This is a genomic window from Saccharopolyspora halophila, from assembly GCF_039531955.1.
In the GTDB taxonomy this organism is placed as follows: Bacteria; Actinomycetota; Actinomycetes; order Mycobacteriales; family Pseudonocardiaceae; genus Saccharopolyspora; species Saccharopolyspora halophila.
Genome location: NZ_BAAARA010000013.1, coordinates 113,964 through 132,392 on the forward strand (window position 1 = coordinate 113,964; position 18,429 = coordinate 132,392).

The 18,429-nt window shown below is 69.5% G+C and carries 17 protein-coding genes, 3 tRNA genes and 1 riboswitch; of the genes, 14 read left to right on the forward strand and 6 right to left on the reverse strand.

The window, feature by feature from the left end; genetic code table 11:
- Positions 1–60: 60 nt before the first annotated feature.
- The 3 genes from ABD289_RS18330 (at position 61) to ABD289_RS18340 (ending at position 2,801) form a co-directional block, all read left to right on the forward strand.
- Entirely contained in the window at positions 61–1,095 is a 1,035-nt protein-coding gene (locus tag ABD289_RS18330; RefSeq protein WP_344133993.1) for a DivIVA domain-containing protein, read from the forward strand.
- 12 nt (positions 1,096–1,107) lie between these two features.
- Positions 1,108–1,551, forward strand: coding sequence for a hypothetical protein (locus ABD289_RS18335; protein WP_344133996.1), 444 nt, complete (start codon positions 1,108–1,110; stop codon positions 1,549–1,551).
- A 134-nt stretch (positions 1,552–1,685) separates the two neighbouring features.
- Positions 1,686–2,801: a polysaccharide pyruvyl transferase family protein gene (locus tag ABD289_RS18340; protein WP_344133999.1), complete on the forward strand. Its 1,116-nt coding sequence runs from the start codon at positions 1,686–1,688 to the stop codon at positions 2,799–2,801.
- A 99-nt stretch (positions 2,802–2,900) separates the two neighbouring features.
- On the opposite strand, the gene ABD289_RS18345 is transcribed toward ABD289_RS18340, so the two are convergent.
- The 3 genes from ABD289_RS18345 to thiD form a co-directional block, all read right to left on the reverse strand.
- Positions 2,901–3,311 (reverse strand): hypothetical protein, encoded by a 411-nt coding sequence (locus ABD289_RS18345; protein ID WP_344134002.1) that lies wholly within the window; start codon positions 3,309–3,311, stop codon positions 2,901–2,903.
- A 154-nt stretch (positions 3,312–3,465) separates the two neighbouring features.
- On the reverse strand, positions 3,466–4,179 hold the full coding sequence (locus ABD289_RS18350) for a TenA family protein (protein WP_344134005.1): 714 nt from the start codon (positions 4,177–4,179) through the stop codon (positions 3,466–3,468).
- 155 nt (positions 4,180–4,334) lie between these two features.
- A complete protein-coding gene (gene thiD / locus ABD289_RS18355) occupies positions 4,335–5,132 on the reverse strand; it encodes a bifunctional hydroxymethylpyrimidine kinase/phosphomethylpyrimidine kinase (RefSeq protein WP_344134008.1) in 798 nt (265 codons plus the stop codon).
- A riboswitch (TPP riboswitch) is annotated at positions 5,126–5,222 on the reverse strand. Its footprint overlaps the gene before it by 7 nt.
- 127 nt (positions 5,223–5,349) lie before the next feature.
- On the opposite strand from thiD, the gene ABD289_RS18360 reads away from it, so the two are divergent.
- From ABD289_RS18360 to ABD289_RS18380, 5 genes are all read left to right on the forward strand, one after another.
- Positions 5,350–6,087, forward strand: coding sequence for a hypothetical protein (locus ABD289_RS18360; RefSeq protein WP_344134011.1), 738 nt, complete (start codon positions 5,350–5,352; stop codon positions 6,085–6,087).
- A gap of 235 nt (positions 6,088–6,322) precedes the next feature.
- A complete protein-coding gene (locus tag ABD289_RS18365; protein WP_344134060.1) occupies positions 6,323–6,514 on the forward strand; it encodes a hypothetical protein in 192 nt (63 codons plus the stop codon).
- Between the two features lie 104 nt (positions 6,515–6,618).
- Complete coding sequence (locus ABD289_RS18370) at positions 6,619–8,256, forward strand: AMP-binding protein (RefSeq protein WP_344134014.1); 1,638 nt, start codon at positions 6,619–6,621, stop codon at positions 8,254–8,256.
- A 128-nt stretch (positions 8,257–8,384) separates the two neighbouring features.
- Positions 8,385–9,005 (forward strand): oligoribonuclease, encoded by a 621-nt coding sequence (gene orn, locus ABD289_RS18375; RefSeq protein ID WP_344134017.1) that lies wholly within the window; start codon positions 8,385–8,387, stop codon positions 9,003–9,005.
- A gap of 110 nt (positions 9,006–9,115) precedes the next feature.
- Positions 9,116–9,191: transfer RNA gene (locus ABD289_RS18380), tRNA-His, on the forward strand.
- 160 nt (positions 9,192–9,351) lie between these two features.
- On the opposite strand, the gene ABD289_RS18385 is transcribed toward ABD289_RS18380, so the two are convergent.
- A complete protein-coding gene (locus tag ABD289_RS18385) occupies positions 9,352–10,551 on the reverse strand; it encodes a L,D-transpeptidase (protein WP_344134020.1) in 1,200 nt (399 codons plus the stop codon).
- 270 nt (positions 10,552–10,821) lie between these two features.
- Between ABD289_RS18385 and ABD289_RS18390 the strand changes: the two genes are divergently transcribed.
- The 4 genes from ABD289_RS18390 (at position 10,822) to ABD289_RS18405 (ending at position 13,260) form a co-directional block, all read left to right on the forward strand.
- Positions 10,822–10,894 (forward strand) — tRNA-Lys (locus ABD289_RS18390).
- Between the two features lie 192 nt (positions 10,895–11,086).
- Positions 11,087–11,159 (forward strand) — tRNA-Lys (locus tag ABD289_RS18395).
- A 107-nt stretch (positions 11,160–11,266) separates the two neighbouring features.
- Entirely contained in the window at positions 11,267–11,824 is a 558-nt protein-coding gene (locus ABD289_RS18400; protein WP_344134023.1) for a sigma-70 family RNA polymerase sigma factor, read from the forward strand.
- A gap of 104 nt (positions 11,825–11,928) precedes the next feature.
- Positions 11,929–13,260, forward strand: coding sequence for a PepSY-associated TM helix domain-containing protein (locus ABD289_RS18405; protein ID WP_344134026.1), 1,332 nt, complete (start codon positions 11,929–11,931; stop codon positions 13,258–13,260).
- Positions 13,261–13,350: 90 nt separating this feature from the next.
- Here the strand turns inward: ABD289_RS18405 and ABD289_RS18410 are convergent, their stop codons facing one another.
- Complete coding sequence (locus tag ABD289_RS18410; RefSeq protein ID WP_344134029.1) at positions 13,351–14,043, reverse strand: zf-HC2 domain-containing protein; 693 nt, start codon at positions 14,041–14,043, stop codon at positions 13,351–13,353.
- A 163-nt stretch (positions 14,044–14,206) separates the two neighbouring features.
- On the opposite strand from ABD289_RS18410, the gene ABD289_RS18415 reads away from it, so the two are divergent.
- On the forward strand, positions 14,207–14,770 hold the full coding sequence (locus ABD289_RS18415) for a DUF5134 domain-containing protein (RefSeq protein ID WP_344134032.1): 564 nt from the start codon (positions 14,207–14,209) through the stop codon (positions 14,768–14,770).
- Between the two features lie 98 nt (positions 14,771–14,868).
- Positions 14,869–15,801, forward strand: a complete 933-nt coding sequence (locus ABD289_RS18420; protein ID WP_344134035.1) for an ABC transporter substrate-binding protein — start codon at positions 14,869–14,871, stop codon at positions 15,799–15,801.
- 55 nt (positions 15,802–15,856) lie between these two features.
- Here the strand turns inward: ABD289_RS18420 and ABD289_RS18425 are convergent, their stop codons facing one another.
- The gene (locus ABD289_RS18425; RefSeq protein WP_344134038.1) at positions 15,857–18,250 is read right to left on the reverse strand and encodes a glycoside hydrolase family 3 protein; all 2,394 of its coding nucleotides are present in this window, start codon (positions 18,248–18,250) and stop codon (positions 15,857–15,859) included.
- Between the last annotated feature and the right edge of the window lie 179 nt (positions 18,251–18,429).

Consider the following 18,429-nt stretch of genomic DNA (forward strand, 5'->3'; position numbering starts at 1 on the left):
GCCAGACGCTCGCCCCTACTCTCCGAGCCAACGGACCGACCGACCGGAGAGGAGTTCCCCATGGAAGACGCCGACGCCGTCGTGCCGCTCCGGCCGGGTTTCGACATCCAAGTGCGCGGCTTCAGCCGAAACCAGGTCATCGAGCACATCGAGGTGCTCGAGGATCAGCTACGAATGGTCACCATCGACCGCAACGAAGCGGTCCGCCTGAACAACGACCTGCGCAAGCTGTGCGAGGACACCCGGCGCAGCCTCGACGAGTCCGAGACGCGCCTCAAGCGCATCGAGTCCTCCGACACCGGCCTTCCCGCGGCCTCGCAGAGAGTGCAGAACATGCTCTCCATGGCCGAGGAGGAGGTGCAGCAGTTGCGCGATCAGGCCAAGCGCCAGGCCGAGATCATTCGAGGCAGGGCCGAGACCGAGGCCCGCGCACTGCTCAACGACGCCGAGCAGGCCGCCTCCGAGCTCCGCGACGAGTGCAACGAGCTGGTCAACGACGTCGAGGAGCGGCGCGCCAAGCTGCAGCGCGAGCACGAGCAGAAGCTCAGCGAGCAGCGCAATCGCGAGTACCGGATGCGCCAGGACATCCGCGGCGAGTACAAGAAGGTGCTCACCCAGGCCCAGGAAGAGGCCGACGCGCTGATCGCCGACACCCGCAAGCAGTGCAGCGAGTGGGACGCCGAGACCGAGCGGATGCGGCTGGAGGTCCTCGAGGAGATCCGCGCCAAGCAGGCCGACCTCGATCAGCTGCGCAACGAAGTGCTTTCCGCGATGAGCGACGCCAAGGACAAGCTGGACACCTCGGTCGGCCGGCTGCAGGAGATCGAGGTGGGCACCGCCGAGGCGGAAACCACGGGCGCGGCGTCCAACGGCGCGGCCGGCACCGAAACGGCGCGCACCGACGCGGCGGACACCGAAGCCGCGGAGGCCGAGGCCGAGTACGCGAGCAACGGAGCGGGTGCCAAGGACGGCGTCCTCCCGGAGGTCACGCTGCCCGAGCAGCGCGAGGACGCGCAGACCTACACCATTCCGATCGAGCCCGAGCACACCACGAACGGCGCATCCCAGACCTCGTCCGGCGTGCGCCAGAACTGATCGGAGGACTACGTGGAGCTGCTCTTTGTCCTGTTCCTCTGCGGTTTCGCCGCAGCGACGCTGATCTTCTGGCCGCTGCTCAACCGCGCCAACAAGCGATCGGCCGAGGGGCGCTCGCCGCAGCGCGGCAGGCACGCCCTGGACGCGGCCTCGGCCCCGGCCGCCGCCACGACCGCCACCACGACCGCTGCGAGCACTCGGACCACCGGCGGCACCACCGCGAGCGCTTCGACGTCCGAGAACGCCGCGGCCGGACCGGAAGAGGGCACCGAGGAGGAGACCGGCGGCGAGTCCACGCAGCCGGTCTCGGTCAACGCGCCGCAGCAGCGCGAGCCCGAAGAGGTCGAGATGCCGGACCTGCCGACCGATCTGTTCGAGACCCGGTACCAGGCCAAGTTCAACCGGCCCAAGCGCCGCCTGGAACGGATCAAGGCCGAGGTCGGCCGCATGGAGTGATCGAGCGCGCGAGAGCGGCCCGGCCCGGAACGGGTCGGGCCGCTCTCGTGCGCGCCGGATGTTCGTGGCCGGCCACGTCACCCGATTGCTAGGTTCGTTGCCGGGACAGGTAATCGACGGCTGGAGCCCCACTCTTGAAGAATCCGTCCAGGATCTACCTGGTCGCCACGACCGGGAACCCGAACTACGGGGACGAACTGATCGCGGCCACCTGGCTGAAGCACCTCGCCCGCGTGGCACCGGAAAGCGAAGTATGGGTGGATTGCCCCAATCCCGGCCCCAGCGAGGTGCTGCTCGGCGACCTGCACCCGCGCGTCCGATTCACCGACACGTTCTGGCGGCTGTCCTGGGACGCGCCGGAGGACGGTCCGTGGGAGGTCGCCGCGCACGTGCAGCACGCGATCCAGAACCCGGGCCTGGCGCCGCGATGGGTCGCGGGCATCGAGCTGGCGAGCTCGGCGGATCTGTTCCACGTGATCGGCGGCGGGTTCATCAACGGCATCTGGCCGCGCCACATCGGCCTGCTGGCGGCCACGGTCGCGGCGGCACGCCGCTCCGGCGGGCGCGCGGTGATGACCGGGCAGGGGCTGTGGCCGGTGGCCCAAGAAGCACAACCGCTGCTGCGCAGCCTGGCCGCGCAGTTCGAGATCGTCGACGTGCGCGACGAGCCATCCGCCTCTTTGCTGGTCAACGCCTCGGCCACGGGCGATGACCTGTTCTTCGGCATCGAGCCCGCCCTCTTCCGCGAAGAGGAGGACAAGCCGGAGGTCATGGTCTGCATGCAGTCGGACATGCTGGACCTCACCGGGCACGCGCTGGCCGGTTTCCTGCTGGACACGTTGCGCAGCTGGGGCGTCAGCCCGGAGCGCGTCGGTTTCGTCGAGGGCATCCCGCGCATCGACCGGGACATCTTCGCCCTGGTCGAGCACGATCTGCCGGGCGCCCGGTTCTACCCGTTCTCGGACATCATGGCCCACGGCCTGCCCGCCGGGCCGGGCCAGAAGTGGATCTCCACCCGGTTCCACATGCACCTGGTGGCCGCCGCGACCGGTGCCGACGGAGTCGCGGTGTCGATCAGCTCGAACTACTACGCCAACAAGCACCGCTCGCTGATCGAGCGCGGCTCCGGGTGGACGCTGAACGAAGACCTCTCGATTCCCGCGCCGCCCACCGGCGGGGGCTACAAGCCCGCCGCACTGCGGGAACTGCAGCAGGGCAAGGCCGCACTGGCCAAGACGATCTACGGCTAGGAACGCCCGAACTCGCGCGGCGTCGCCGGTGGCCGAAGGAACTCCGGCGACGTGTTCCGCACCTGGCATCGCCGGCCGCCCCGCGCCGCCGAGCGGTTGCTACGCGCGGACCTCGGCGTGCCCGGCCTCGGCGATCTCGGCGATGTTCGGGATCACGCCGGGGAGTTCGTCGTCCTCGACCGCTTCGCGCGCCGCCGGGATCTCGTGGACCGCTGAGCCGGATCCCTCGTCCGGCTCAGCCGTTCGCGGTTCACCGCCGGGATCCACGGCCTCCTCGCCGCTGTCGGGTTCGCCAACGCCCTCGGACTCGCCAACACCCTCCGTTGCGGACGAAGACGTTTCAGCTCCCCTTCGACGATCATCGCGCCGGTCGGCGATGTAGAACGGCGCAGCCGCGAGCACCGGCACGAGCATGCCCAGTAACACGATGAGGAGAGAAGTGCCCAACGCCCCGAACTCCGTCCAAATAGGAGTGGATCTAACCTGCAAGTTCCGCCCGTTGAAGAGCATCACACCCAGCAAATCGCTACGCCGTCCCGTTATCGTTATCCACAAGCGACAGTGAGGCGAATCACAACTCGTACAGTGGTCAAACATCAACCGAGAGTGATCACCGATCTCGCTCGAGCGGAGTTCGGCGATCACTCCCCGTGATCAAAATCTGCTACCGGGCGAGGAACTCAGCGGTCGGCCAGGTTTCCTTGACCCACGCGCTGTGCCAGAACATCCACTCGAACTCGGTCGCGCGCGTGAACGCCTCGAGCATCTTGCCCCGGGTCGCCTCGTCCGAGCGCGCGGCGACCTTGTCCACCAGCTCGCGCGCGGACCGCACCGCCGAGGCGAACTCGTCATCGGCGTAGGTCTTGATCCACGCCTGGTACGGGTGCCCCTCGGCGCCACCGGTGGCTTCCAGGATCGTGGCGCCCACGTGCTGGTAGACCCAGAAGCACGGCAGGATCGCGGCCAGCAGCACCGGATAGGACTCGGCGAGCGCGCACGCCTTGAGGTACGACGTGTAGCCCAGGCAGGTCGGCGAGGTCTCGATCCCGGCGGTCTCGGCCTCGGTCAGCCCGAACTCCTCGACGTAACCCGCGTGCAGCCGCCGCTCCTCCAGCAGCGCCGCGTTGGCCGCGCCCGCCAGGAACGCCGCGTCATCGGCATCATCGGACCGGGTCGCCGCCGCGGACAGCGCCTGGGCGAAACCGACCAGGTACCGGGCGTCCTGCACGATGTAGAACGCGAACACGTCGCGCGAGAGGCTCCCGTCGGTGAGCGCCTCGTTGAACGGCAGCTTCAGGATCGCGTCCTGCAGCCGAGCGGTGTGCTGCCACGCCTCGGCGCAGAAACCGCCGGCAGGCGGATCGGGCAACTTGCTCATTGCGGTCCTCCCGGATTCCTTCGTGAACTTGCGCGGTCGACGAACGACGCCACGCGCGAACGCCCGCGATGCCGGATCGGATCGCGGTATCTCCGACGCGCCGGATACCGCCACCCGCACCGCCGCGGTGATCGAGCCCGAAGCGGGCTCGACCCTCACCACCAGGAGTGGAAGTGGTGCACCGGGCCGTGCCCGTGACCGACGTCGAGGCGAGCGGAGGCGCGGAGGGCTTCGGTGAGGTACTGCTTGGCCTCGCCAACGGCCTCGAGCCAGCCCGCCCGCTGCGGGCGCAGGGCCGCGATGGCCGCCGAGAGGGTGCACCCGGTGCCGTGATCGTTGGTGGTGGCGATCCGCTCGCCGGCGAGGAACTCGGACCGCCCGTCGCCGTGCAGCAGGTCGACGCTGTCGGTCCCGTGGAAGTGCCCGCCCTTGAGCAGCACCTGCTTGGCACCCAGCGCGGCCAACCGCTCGGCCTGGCCGGGCATCTGCCCGGACTCGGTGATCTCGGGCTCACCGAGCAGGTCGGCGGCCTCCGGGAGGTTCGGCGTGATCAGGTCGACCCGCGGCAGCAGTTCCTCGCGCAGCGCCCCCACGGCCTCCGGGGCCAGCAGGCGGTCACCGCTCTTGGCCACCATCACCGGGTCCAGCACCACGTGCCGCGGCGAGTAGTCGTCCAGCACGGCGACCACCGCGCGAATCACCTCGGCGTTGGCCAGCATGCCGATCTTGACCGCGTCCACCCGGACGTCGTCGAGCAGCGTGACCAGCTGATCGGTGACGAAGTCGGGCGCCACTTCCTGCACCCGGCGCACGCCGGTCGTGGTCTGCGCGACCAGCGCCGTGATCACCGACATGCCGTAGGCCCCGTTGGCCGAGAACGCCTTGAGGTCCGCCTGAATTCCGGCACCGCCGCTGGGGTCGGTACCGGCGATGGTCAGCACATTGGGGGCCATGATGATGACGTCCCTCCGCTAGTACGAGCTAGGTCAGGTTCGACGGGTCTGTTCTCAGCCAGGACATGCCGGGCACCCCGCGTCGCGTCCCAACCTAGCAACAGCCGGCAAGCCCCCGGGTCCGCGTCGCCGAATCAAGAAAGGCGACCGAACTCACACCCGGTCAGGGCCATCGGCAGGTAAAGCGTCCCTTTTCGACGGACTAACCTGGAAAGCGATGGAAACGACGACCGATGCTCCGAGCTTCGCCCGCGCGCGCCGTCAGCGTCCCGAAGAGGACCCGGCGCAGATCTGGGCCCCGCTGGCGGATCTGACCGAGGCCGCAGCGGCGGCCGCCGGATCGCAGACGGTGGCGATCACCCGCGGCTTCGACCGCAACAGCCGTCTGCGCGCCAAGGCGCTGCGCGACCTGTTGGCAAAACGCGACGTCCCGGCGATCGAGATCACTCCCGCACCGGGCAGTGACCGGCTGGTCGACGGCGTGTCGGTCGCCGCCGTGGTCAACCTGATCGGCGCGGGCTCCTGGCAGCCCTACCGGCTGGCCGCCCAGCTGCAGGTGCAGGTCCTGACGCCCAAGCCGGGCGAGGGCCTGTCCGCCGAGGCCACCCGCGACGTCATCGCGATGGTCGGTGAGTCCGGCGAGCGGGGTGTGGCGCTGTCGCACATCGCGGTGCGCGCCGAGGAGCCGGCCGCGGCCAAGCTGACGCTGTCCTACGAGGGCACCGAGCAGACCATCCCCGGCGGCTGGCTGAGCGCCACCGTGCAGGGCGACGAGCTGCAGGTGCAGTTCGGCGGCACCGATCTGGCCGAGAAGTCGGTGAGCACCCGCGAGATCCGGGCCGAGGCCTCGGACGGGCTGCACCGGCTGGTCCGCGACGAGCTGCCGATCGCCGACTTCGAGGGCGCCGTGACCTTCTCCGCCGAGAGCGGCGGTCTGCGGGTTCGCCCGGTCTGATCAACCTGCTGCGGCAGACGAGTGTGCCCGGTTAACGGTGCTGCTTCGGGGGCGATCTCCCAACGGGGGGATCGCCCCCGAAGCGTTTCGGGGCCCGGGTCCCGTCGGCGCTACCGCGATTCTTCGCGATCGATCCCGCGGCGTGCCGTCATGCGCCCGGTCCCGGTGCGTCCCTCGTTCGAGAAGCGCGCAATCAGCGCGCTAGCGAGGCGAACGGCACCTAGGAGGCTGGACAGTGGGAACCAACGAATGGCACGTCAGCTGCCGCGACGTCGCGGGCAGGCGACGTGACATGTCGGTGTTCGTCGATCAGGGCCAGGTGGTGGTCATCACACCGCCCGGCGAAACCGCGGTAATGTCACCGCTGGAGATCGGCCGCTTGCGCGCCGCCCTGCGGGACGCCGTGGTCACGGCTTCCGAGCACTAGACCACGCGGGCTACGTCACCGCAGCCGCCGCGCGGTCTTGTTACCTCGGGCTCGCACCGGCATTATTTACTCGCGAGTAGATAAGGATGTCGAGAGGTGAGCGAGTGAGCGTCCTGCGGCGGTTGTCCGAGACCTTCCTACGCAGCGCGGGCCCCGCGTTGCACGCGGCATACGTGCTAGTCAGGCAGGGTGTGGTGCGTCCGGTGCGGCCGGACAAACTGGCTCGCATGGCGCTGGCCTACCGGCGCTGGGGCATCACCGTGCCGCTGGGCTTCGCCATCGGCGCGATCCGGCACCCGGACCGCCCGGCGGTGATCGACGAGCGGGGCGCGCTCAGCTACGCCGACCTGTCCGAGCGGACCACCCGCCTGGCGACGGCGCTGCGGGATCGGGTCCCGGCCCGGACCCGGATCGGTTTGCTCGCCCGCAACCACCACGGCACCGTCGAAGTGGTCGTCGCCGCCGCCAAGCTGGGCGTGGACGTGGTGCTGCTCAACGTCGGGCTGAGCACCAAGCAGCTCGGCGATGTGCTCCGCGAGCAGAACGTCGACCTGCTGGTCACCGACGAGGAGTTCGGCGACCACCTGCCCGAGCTGCCCGCCGACCTGGACGTGGTGCTGAGCTGGGTGGAGTCCACCACCGAGCACGACACCCTCGACCACCTGATCGCCAAGACTCCCCTGCGCGGCATCGACAAGCCGCCGCGGCACTCGCGGCTGATCGTGCTCACCTCCGGCACCACCGGCACGCCGAAGGGCGCCCGCAGGCCGGATCCGCCGAGCCTGACCCCCGCCGCCTCGATCTTCTCCCGGGTCCCGCTGCGCGCGGGCGAGCGCGTCCTGATCGAGGCGCCGCTGTTCCACACCTGGGGCGTGGCCGGATTCCAGCTCTCGGCCGTGCTGGGTGCGACGCTGGTGCTGCGCCGCCGGTTCGACCCGCAGGACACGTTGCGCACCATCGAGCGCAACCGGGTCGGCGCCATGTGGGCGGTGCCGGTGATGCTGCAGCGCATCCTCGACCTGCCCGACGAGCAGCGCGCCGCGCACCGGCTCGATTCGCTGCGCATCGTGGCCAGCAGCGGCTCCGCCCTGCCCGCCGACCTGGCCACGCGATTCCAGCGCACCTTCGGCCAGGTGCTCTACAACCTCTACGGCTCCACCGAGGTCTCCTGGGTCAGCGTCGCCCAGCCCTCCGACCTGCGCGCCGCGCCCTCGTCGGCGGGCAGGCCCCCGTTCGGCACCACCGTCCGGATCCTGGACGAGGACGGGCGGCCGGTACCGCAAGGCGAGCCGGGCCGGATCTTCGCGGCCAACAACATGATCTTCGACGGTTACACCAACGGTGCCAGCCGGGAAAGCCGCGACGGCCTGATGTCCACCGGCGACCTCGGTCGCTTCGACCGCGCCGGACGGTTGTTCGTGGTCGGGCGCGAGGACGACATGATCATCTCGGGCGGCGAGAACATCTACCCCAAGGAGACCGAGGACGTCATCGGCGCCATGCCGGAGGTGGCCGAGGCCGCGGTCCTGGGGGTCGACGACGAGGAGCTGGGGCAGCGCCTGGCGGCCTTCGTTGTCCTGCGCGAGCAGGCTTCGCTGGAGGCCGACGACATCCGCAACCGCGTCCGCGAGCGCATCACCAAGTTCGCCACCCCCAGGGACGTCGTCTTCCTCGACGAGCTTCCCCGCAACCCCACGGGCAAGGTGGTCCCCCGAGAGCTGCACCCCCACCTCAACAAGTGAGGTGACAGTTTTGCCTAAAACTGTCCGGGCAGAACGGACATGGTCTCGGTGCGGTTTTAGGCAAAACTGTCAGTTCGCCGGGTCGAGGGGTGCCCTGCGGGGCGGGTCGAGGGGTTAGGCTGCTTCGGGTGAACGACCGTCTAGTGTGGATCGACTGCGAAATGACGGGGCTCGACCTCGGCAAGGACGCGTTGATCGAGATCGCCGCCCTGGTCACCGACGCCGACCTCAACATCCTCGACGACGGCGTGGACATCGTGATCCACGCCGACGACGAAGCCCTGGCCGGCATGCCCGAAGTGGTGCGGGACATGCACGAGCGCTCCGGGCTCACCCAGGAGGTCCGCGAGTCCGCGGTGAGCCTGGAGGAAGCCGAGCAGCGGGTCCTGGACCACATCCGGCAGTACGTGCCCGACGTGCGCTCCGCGCCGCTGGCGGGCAACTCGATCGCCACCGACCGCGGCTTCCTCTCCCGGGACATGCCGAAGCTGGACGAGCACCTGCACTACCGGATGGTCGACGTGTCCTCCGTCAAGGAGCTGTGCCGCCGCTGGTACCCGCGGATCTACTACGCGCAGCCGGAGAAGGGCCTCGCGCACCGCGCGCTGGCCGACATCCGCGAGTCCATCCGCGAGCTCGCCTACTACCGCCGCACCGCGTTCGTCCCGCAGCCGGGACCGAGCAGCGAGCAGGCACAAGCCGTGGCTCGGGAGCTGATCGACGGCGACGAGCCGGAACAGGACCACTGAGCAGCTGAAATCCGAAAATCAGGGCCGGTGCGAATCCCGTCCGGGGCACGCGTTAAGATAGATCTGTTGCTCCGGGCGGCCTCGGTGAGAGGCTGACTCGAGCGGCCGAGGTGGGTGTAGCTCAGTCGGTAGAGCACTGGGTTGTGGTCCCAGGAGTCGCGGGTTCGATTCCCGTCACTCACCCCAAGGCAGAAAGGCCCCGCTCCTTCGAGCGGGGCCTTTCTCGTTCTTCGCCCTTCCTCATGAATGAAGGCTCCTCCCCGGCTGGGAGAGGAGCCTTCATCGATCTCGCGGTCGCGGCGATCTCAGGCGCGGCGGCCCGCACCGCCGCGCAGGGCGGGCCCGATCACCGGTTTCCCGCCTTCCACTGGCTCCACGGGATCTGCCAGTCGCCGAATCCGTCCCAGGACCTCAGGTCCGGCCCACCGGAATTGGTGATCTCGACGACATCGCCCTTCTTGACCAGGTTGTAGATCCACTCGGCGTTCTCGTTGCTCATGTTGATGCACCCGTGGCTGACGTTGCGGTGTCCCTGGTCGGCCACCGACCACGGCGCGGCGTGCAGGAACTCGCCGCCGTTGGAGATCCGCACCGCCCATTCCACCTCGGTCCGGTATCCCCCTTCGTCGACGGGCAGCCCGTAGGTCGAGGAATCCATCATGTACTTGCGGTGATGCGCCATGACCACGTGAACGCCGTTGTTCGACGGGAAGTCCGGCTTGCCGAGCGAGACCGGCATGGTGCGGATGATCTTGCCGTTCTTCTCCACCGACATCTGGTGGCTGGCGCCGTCGGCCTTGAGCACGACGCGGTCGCCGATGTGGAAGGTGGCGGTGCGGTCCGCCTCACCCCACACGCCGTCGCCCAGCTCGCGGCCGTAGACGTCGATGTTCACGTCGATCGTGGTGCCCGGCTCCCAGTACTCCTTCGGACGCCAGTGCACCTCGCGGCTGTTGAACCAGTAGAACGCGCCCTCGACGGCCGGTTCGGTCCGGATGTCGATCGCCTGCTCGGCCTTCTTCTTGTCCGGCGCCGGGGCGTTCTTGCTGAACCGGAACACCAGCGGCTGGCCGACGCCCACCGTGTCGCCGTCCAGCGGGATCATCGACACGTAGGTCTGGGCAGCGGGCGAGAGCGTGGTGAAGGTCGATTGCTTGGTGATCTCCGGACCTTCCGGGCCCTTGGCGGTCACCGACAGCGTGTAGGTGCGGTCGTACCCCAGCTTCTGGCCGACCTTCCAGCTCTTGCCGTCGTCCGCGATCCGGCCCTCGACCGGGCCGCCGTCAGCGTTGGTCAGCTCAGCCCGGACGATCTCGCCGCCGTCGACCTTAGCCGTGACGGGGTCGAGCGGGGACACCCCCTTGGCCCCGTTGTCCGGCGCCATTCGCACCGTCGGCGCGGCCACCTCGGGCGCCTGCTGATCCTTCTGACCTCCCGCAACGCCACTGCAGCCGGCCGTCAACAGCACCACCAACCCGGCGGCCAGCACCGCCGACGACCGGCACGCGCGCCGAATTAACCCGACCGAGTTACCCCTCTGAACCATTACCAACGTTCCGTCCCGTCCCAACACGCAACTGACCCTCACCAATAGTGTGCCGCAGCGCTCCGACCGCCCGGCCAGTGGTCGGATGCGCACTCTGCGTCATCGACTACTTCTCGATCCGCCCTATTGGGACGCGCGGCCCCACCCCCGGGTTGCTCGGCGACCGCCACATCGCCTCGGGCGGACCCCCTGCATCAGGGCTCCGCCGCCGCGTGCTAAAGTTTTTCGCGTTGCCGGGGAAACCGGACGGAATCCCCGGGCGGCACGCGAGCGCCAATAGCTCAAGTGGTAGAGCAACTGACTCTTAATCAGTGGGTTCGGGGTTCGAGTCCCTGTTGGCGCACTTCGAAATCGAGGGCCTCCTGCACCGGCAGGAGGCCCTCGATTTTTTTCGAGCGAGTTCCGATTCTCCGGAATGCGACCCGGAACACGTGCCGCCCGGAACCGGAGCCCGGTGCAAAACCCCCCCACCGCACCGTGCTAATCTTTTGCACGTCGCCAGGGAGACCGACGCGGAATCCCGGTGGAGACGCAAGCGCCAATAGCTCAAGTGGTAGAGCAACTGACTCTTAATCAGTGGGTTCGGGGTTCGAGTCCCTGTTGGCGCACTTCGGAGCCCAGGCCGCGAGGTCTGGGCTCGTTGCTTTCGCGAGCCCGGATCACCCCTCCGCCACCGGCGGATCCGCCCCGCTGCCGGGTGGATAGGCTCCCGATCATGAATCGTTCCGAGGACGAGGACGCTCGCCTCACCGCGCTGGCGCTGGCCGCCCGGTCCGGTGATCGCGCCTCGATCGAGGGATTCATCTCCGGCACCCAGCGCGACGTGTGGCGCTTCCTCGCGCACCGGGCTGGCGTGCACCTCGCCGACGATCTGACGCAGGAGACCTACCTGCGGGCGCTGAAGTCCATCCGGCGCTTCTCCGCGCGGTCCTCGGCCCGCGTCTGGCTGCTGTCCATCGCCCGCCGCGTCGTGGTGGATCAGATCCGCCACGAGCGGGCCCGCCCGCAGACCGCGCCGGTCGCCGACTGGACCGCGGCGGCCGACCTCGCGATGAGCTCGCCCGGTGCCGCCGACATCGTCGAGCTGAACGCGATGCTCGACGAACTCGACGAGGAGCGCCGGGAAGCGTTGCTGCTCACCCAGATCCTGGGCCTGTCATACCAGGAGGCCGCGGACGTCTGCGGGTGCGCGATCGGCACCATCCGTTCCCGGGTGGCACGGGCCAGGGCCGAACTCCTGGACGCCGCGCGGCGAGCCGAAGGCGCCGGGTAGCAAACCCGCGCGAGAACGTGAACATCGTTACACCCGCGGTCCGGAACTCCTAGCCCCGCACGGCCGACTTCTCCCTCGACGGTGACGCCGAGGAGGGGACATCCATGACCATCGAGGAAGCCGAGCGCACCCGGCAACCGGGGCCCGCCACCGGATGGGCGGCGCTGCGGCCGATGCTGCTGCGCCTGCACTTCTACGCCGGTGTTCTCGTCGGCCCGTTCCTGCTCGTGGCGGCGCTGACCGGCCTGCTCTACGTCTTCACCCCGCAGCTGGAACAGCACTTCTACGCCCACGAGCTGCACGTGCCCGCGAGTTCGCAGTCCCAGCCGCTCGCCGAGCAGGTCCGGGTCGCCACCAGTGCGCTGCCCGCCGAAGAGCTCGAAGCGGTGCGCCCGGCGCCCTCCCCGACCGACACCACTCAGGTCATCTTCGAAGACCCGGAGAACCGCGCGAGCTACTTCCGCACGGTCTTCGTCGACCCGCACACCGCCGAGGTGCGCGGCGTGCTGGAGACCTACGGCAGCGGTCAGGCACTCCCGCTGCGCACCTTCTTCGACCAGCTGCACCGCAACCTCAACCTCGGCGACCCGGGGCGCGTCTACAGCGAGCTCGCCGCGAGCTGGCTGTGGGTCGTGGTCCTCGGCGGGCTCGTGCTGTGGGTGACGCGCCGGCGTTCGCGGATCGCGGCCATGTTCAAGCCGCAGGTGCGCGGCAGCCGCCGGCGGCGCGTGCTGTCCTGGCACGGATCGGTGGGCCTGTGGATCGCGCTCGGGCTGCTGTTCCTGTCCGCGACCGGACTGACCTGGTCGACCTACGCCGGGGCGAACATCGGTGAGCTGCGGTCGGCGCTGGCCTGGGAAACCCCCAGCGTCTCCACCGATCTGCCGCGCCCCGCCGCGGGCGACGTGGGCATGGACCGGGTGCTGGCCGCAGCCGACGCGCACGGTCTGTCCGGACCCGTGGAGATCACGCCTCCCGGCGACGGGAGCGCCTACCGGGTCCAGGAGATCGGCCGCTCCTGGCCGACCCAGCAGGACGCGGTCGCGGTGCACCCCGGAAGCGGCGAGATCACTGCCTCGCTGCCCTTCGCCGATCAGCCGCTGGTGGCCAAGCTGTCCCGCTGGGGAATCGACGCGCACATGGGCCTGCTCTTCGGCTGGGTGAACCAGCTCGTGCTGGTCGTGATGGCCGTCGCGCTGATCTGCATGATCGTCTGGGGCTACCGGATGTGGTGGTTGCGCAGGCCGACCCGGGGCTTCGGCAAGTCCCCCGAGCGCGGCGCGTGGCGGCGAGTGCCCAATCGGATCCTGGTCCCGATCGGCATCGCGGCGCTGGGCATCGCCTACGCGCTGCCGGTCTTCGGCGTGTCGTTGCTGATCTTCCTGGTCGTGGACAGCGCGCTCGGCGCCATCAGCCGCCGACGCGCGGCCGCCTAGGTCCTGTCCGGGAACTGCTGCTCGGCTCGGCGGTGAGGACAGCGGAACCCGCGGCGGCGCAGGCGAGTTCGCCGCGCGCCTGAACAGCTCCTAGCCGGTCCGGCGGTACGCGGTGGGGCCCAGATCGCCGGGCCGGACCTGCGGGCTCGGCGAAGCCGTCCCAGCCGGATCGGCGGGCTCTTCCGGTGTACCGGACCCGGTGCGCCGGGGAGGCCGCTGGTCGCGCTGCACCAGCACGAGCGCGATCAGCCCGGCGACCAGCAAGCCGTGCGTGGCGACGCGGCCCGCGGTGGCCGTCCCGAGCACCAGGTCGTGCACGCAGAACCCGGTGAGCACCAGCACGAAGGCGGACAGCACCGGCACCGTCCCGGCCGCGGCGCCGGGCCGCCAGGCGGTCCACAGCAACCCCAGCCCGATGGCCAGGTTCCACGCAGTGCTCTCGTTGAACAGGTGGCCCGCCATCGCGACCAGGTTGTCCTGCCCGACCCCGGCTAGCTGGGCGAACCCGAGCACGAGCTGGCAACCGCCGACGACCGCCAGCGCGATCCGCCGCCACCCGCGACCTGTCCGCGCGGGCGCCGCGCGGAGCACCGCTGCGGTCAGGTCCGGCGTCGGTTGCGCCGGTCGGACCCGCAGCGTCCGGTTCAACGCGATCGCCCGCTGCTGCCAGGACCGGCAACCCGCGCACTCCGCGAGATGCGCTTCGAGCCGTTCCTCGGCCACCGGTGACGCTTCACCGTCCAGCCGGGCCGACAGGGCCTCGCGGTAGTCCTCACAGTCCACGTTCACATTGTCGTGCCGGACGGACGCGGAGTTCCCGCCCGGTTCCCGCTGTTCGACCGCGGGACGTCCCAGAGCGCGCTACCGGCGTCAATGCGTTCCGTGGCGCGAAAGTCGACACGGACGGAGGTAGTTCCGGCCCGCGCGCCACCGAACAATCAGCGGGGTGAGCGCGCTCGGACAAGTCGCCGCCGGTGTGGTCGTCGTGGCGACCGCCATCGCGCTGCTGCGACTCGGAACGCGATTGCGCACCCGGACCCGGCCCGGCCACGTCGAGGTGGCGCACGCGTCGATGGGTGTGGGCATGACCGCGATGCACCTGCCCGGCGTGGTCCCGCCGATCGCCTGGGCCGTGCTGTTCACGGCGCTGGCGGTCTGGCTCGGAGTGCTGGCGGTGCGCAAGCGAGTGCCGTCCTACCTGCACCACGTGATCGGTTCGCTGGCGATGGCCTACATGGTCGTCGCCCAGCGCACCCGCGGGAGTTCCACCTCGCTGCTGGTCCCCTCCGGGCACCACCACGCGCACGGCCCCGCGGTCTCGGTCGCCACCCACGCGCCGGGCTACTCGGTCCCGCTGCTGGCCTGGATCTTCGCGGTCTATTGCTTGCTCAGCGCCGGATTCGCGGGAACCGATGCCGTGCGCGGCCGGGACCGGCGGGCTCGAATCAGCGGCGCGGTCGAGCTGGCGCTGTCCGCGGCGATGGCGCACATGTTCCTGAGCACTCTCTAGCGGACCACCCCCGGCAGAAGTGGGAACCCTAGCTTCCGCTCGACTTCTCAGGTTAGGCTTCCCAAACTTTCGTCCGGAACCAACACGTAAGGTGCATAATGCTGCGTCATCGACGACTGCTCGCGGCGCTGCTCTCCGCCGTCGCGCTGGGAGTGGGCGCCTGTGGAACGCCCTCCGAGCCGGAGCAGACCGGCAATCAGGAGCAGGGACGCGTGATCGAGCACGCGATGGGCAAGACCACGATCAAGGGAACTCCCAAACGAGTGGTCGTGCTCGACACCGGCGAACTGGACGCGGCACTGGCGCTGGGCGTCAAGCCGGTCGGGGCGGTGCTGCCCGCGGCCAACTCCAAGATCCAGCCCTACCTCGCCGAGAAGGCGGGCAACGTCGAGATGGTCGGCACGATCGGCTCGCCGAACATCGAGAAGATCGCCAAGCTGAAGCCCGACCTGATCCTGTCCAGCAAGACCAGGGACGAGGAGAACTACGACGCGCTGAGCAAGATCGCGCCGACGGTGATGGCCGAAACCGTGGGCAAGACCTGGAAGGAGAACTTCCTGCTCGACGCGGAGGCGCTCGGCAAGAAGCCGAAGGCCGAGCAGATCCTCGCCGACTACAAGAAGCGCGCGGCCGAGATCGGCCAGCGAGCAGGCGACCCGGGTGCGCAGAAGGTCAGCATGCTGCGGTTCAGCACCGGCAACATCCGGCTCTACAGCGAGAACTCGTTCATCGGCACCATCCTGTCCGACGCGGGGTTCGCCCGGCCGCAGAACCAGCAGATCGAGAAGACCTTCGCCAAGCTCAGCCGCGAGCAGATCTCGCAGGCCGACGGTGACATCCTCTTCTACGGCGCCTACGGCGAGACCGGCGCCAAGCAGATGAACGAGGTCGTCAACTCCGTGCAGTGGAGCACCCTGGGCGCGGTGAAGGCGAACAAGGCCTTCGAGGTCCCCGACGACACCTGGTACCTGGGCCTGGGGCCGATCGCCGCCAACCTGGTCCTCGACGACCTGGAGCGGATCCTCGGCTGATCCCCCCGGGAACCTCGCAGGTGGCGCCGTCCCCAGGGCGGCGCCACCTCTCGGTTCAGCCGGAAGCCGTCAGCCGCAGATCGCTCGCGCTGCGCCCGACCCTGAGCTCCTCCGATGCGGACTCGACGTCCACCGTGACCACCGCGGTCTCGCCGGGATCGGCCTCGGCCGTGGTGAAACCCGCCAGCCGCAGCGGTTCCGCCTCGTAGACCTGAACCACCTCGCGACCGCGGCGATCACCGCCGTTGCGGAGCTTGATCTTGACCTGCCCGCCCTCCCGATCTGCTTCGAGGTACTCCCAGGTCGTGTACCCGAGCCCGTGGCCGAACGGGAAGGCCGGGACCTTGCCCGCGCGCTCGTAACCGCGGTAGCCGATGCCCGCGCCCTCCTCGTAGCGCAGCAGCCCGCCCACCGGCTGAACACCGGGCAGCGCAACCGGGACGTCGGCGAGTTCCGCGGGCAACGTGCTCGGCAGCCGCCCACCCGGCTCGGTCTTGCCGAGCAGGACCTCGGCGAGGGCGTCGCCGTACTCCTGGCCGCCGAACCAGGTCCACAGGATCGCGGGCACCTCGCCGGACCACGGCAGCAGCACGGGAGCGCCCGCGTTGACCACCACGACGGTGTTCGAGTTCGCACCCGCCACGCTGCTGACGAGCTCGTTCTGCAGACCGGGAAGGTCGAGCGTCGTGCGGTCGCGGCCCTCGGTCTCGACCTCGTCGTTGGTTCCCACCACGACCACCGCGACATCGGCCTCCCGAGCCGCGGCCAGCGCCGACTCCAGCTCGGCGCGGTCGTCGCAGCGACCCGCCCGGTAGCCGACGCCGAGCACGATCAGGTCCGCGTTGATGTCCTGGGGCGTGAACTCCACGGACGCCTCGATGCGTCCCCGGTCGAGATCGGACTCCACCAGCAGCACGCTGCATCGCTGCTCCGGGGGTTCCACCATGTCCGCCAGCGGGTCGTCCACTTCGCGGGCGCGGGCGACCTCGGCGTTCAAGACCTCGCGACCGCCGAAATCGACGCGGAAGTGCCCGGTACCGCTCACCCCGAAGGCGTGATCCCCGACCTCGGTGCGCAGCCGGCCGCGCAGCCGGATCTTCGCCGTGCCCTTGGGCAGGCTGCCGATCTGCCACACCAGCCGCTCAGTGCCGCGCAGCTCGCTGTCGACGACCTTCCCGTTCTCATCGAGGTATTCGACGCGGAAGCCCGTTCCGCGGCCTTCGGGGTCGTCGACGTCCTCGCGAGGGATCGGGTCCAGCAACCGCCGCTGCCACACGCCCCGGCGGTAGGTGACCTCCGCGTCGGGCAGAGCGTTCCGGACCCCCTCCAGCGGCGTGACCACGTGCGGCGGGCTGACGTGCGATGAACCACCGCCCTGCACCGCGGGCAGGATGGCGTTCTCCCCGATCACCGCGACCTTGCCGATCCCCTCCCGCAACGGCAGCGCGGGCCGGTCCCCGACCGTCTCGTTGCGCAGCAGCACGCACCCCCGTGCGGTCAGCTCGCGCAGGACCGTACGGGCCTCTTCCGGCGGTGTGGCCGTCTTGCCCTTCTCGGACTTGTTGGCCTTCTTCTCGGACTTGCCACCGATCGCCCCGACCCGATCGGCCAGGCGCAACAGCCGCAGGACCTTGTCGTCGAGCACCGACTCGGCGATCTCGCCGTCCTCGACCGCCTTCTGCAGCACGCCGTCGCTCCACGGGCTGGTCGGACCCGGCATCGCGAGGTCGAGACCGCCATCGGCGGCCGCCTTGAGGGAGCGAGTCGCGAACCAGTCCGACATCAGCACGCCGTCCCAGCCCCACTCGTCCTTGAGGATGTCGTTGACCAGCGTGGAGTTCTCGGTCATCGTGCGGCCGTTCACCGAGTTGTAAGCGGCCATCATCGCCCACGGGCCGGCCTTTTCCACGATCCGGCGGAACGGTTCGAGGTAGACCTCGCGCAGGGTCGTCTCGTCGACGACCGCGTCATAGGTCATCCGCTCGGTCTCGCTGTCGTTGGCGACGTAGTGCTTCGGGGTGGCCGCCACGCCCTTCGACTGGATGCCCTGCACCACGGCAGCACCGAGCTCGCCGACCAGCAACGGGTCCTCGGAGAAGTTCTCGAAGTTCCTGCCACCGAACGGGCTGCGATGCAGGTTCACCGTGGGCGCCAGGACCACGTGCACTCCGCGCCGCAGCGCCTCGTCGCCGAACAGCTCGCCCGCGCGCTTGGCCGCGTCCCGGTCCCAAGTAGCGCCGATGGCCGAGGCGACCGGCAGCAGGAGCGAAGTGTCCCGCTCGTCCCACCTCGTCCCGCGGACCCCGTTCGGTCCGTCGGAGCACACCAGCGCTCGCAGGCCGATCTTCGAGTTCGGGTGCAGCGTCCAGAAGTCCGCGCCGGTCACCAGTCGGGCCTTCTCCGCCACCGTCAACTTCTCGAGCGACGAGCGAAGCTCGCTTTCGTCCACGGCACGCCCCTTCCACAGTGGAACTTCCGGCCAAGTCTCAAGCAAGAAGTCGACCTTGTCGACCGGAAGGGCCAGGCGACCTCCGGCCGTGTCAAGCCGTGAGAACGGACGTTCTGGGCGTGCTGGGGGTGTTCGGGTCGTGCATATAAAGAAGGGAGGGGTGCGGTATCCAGGACCAA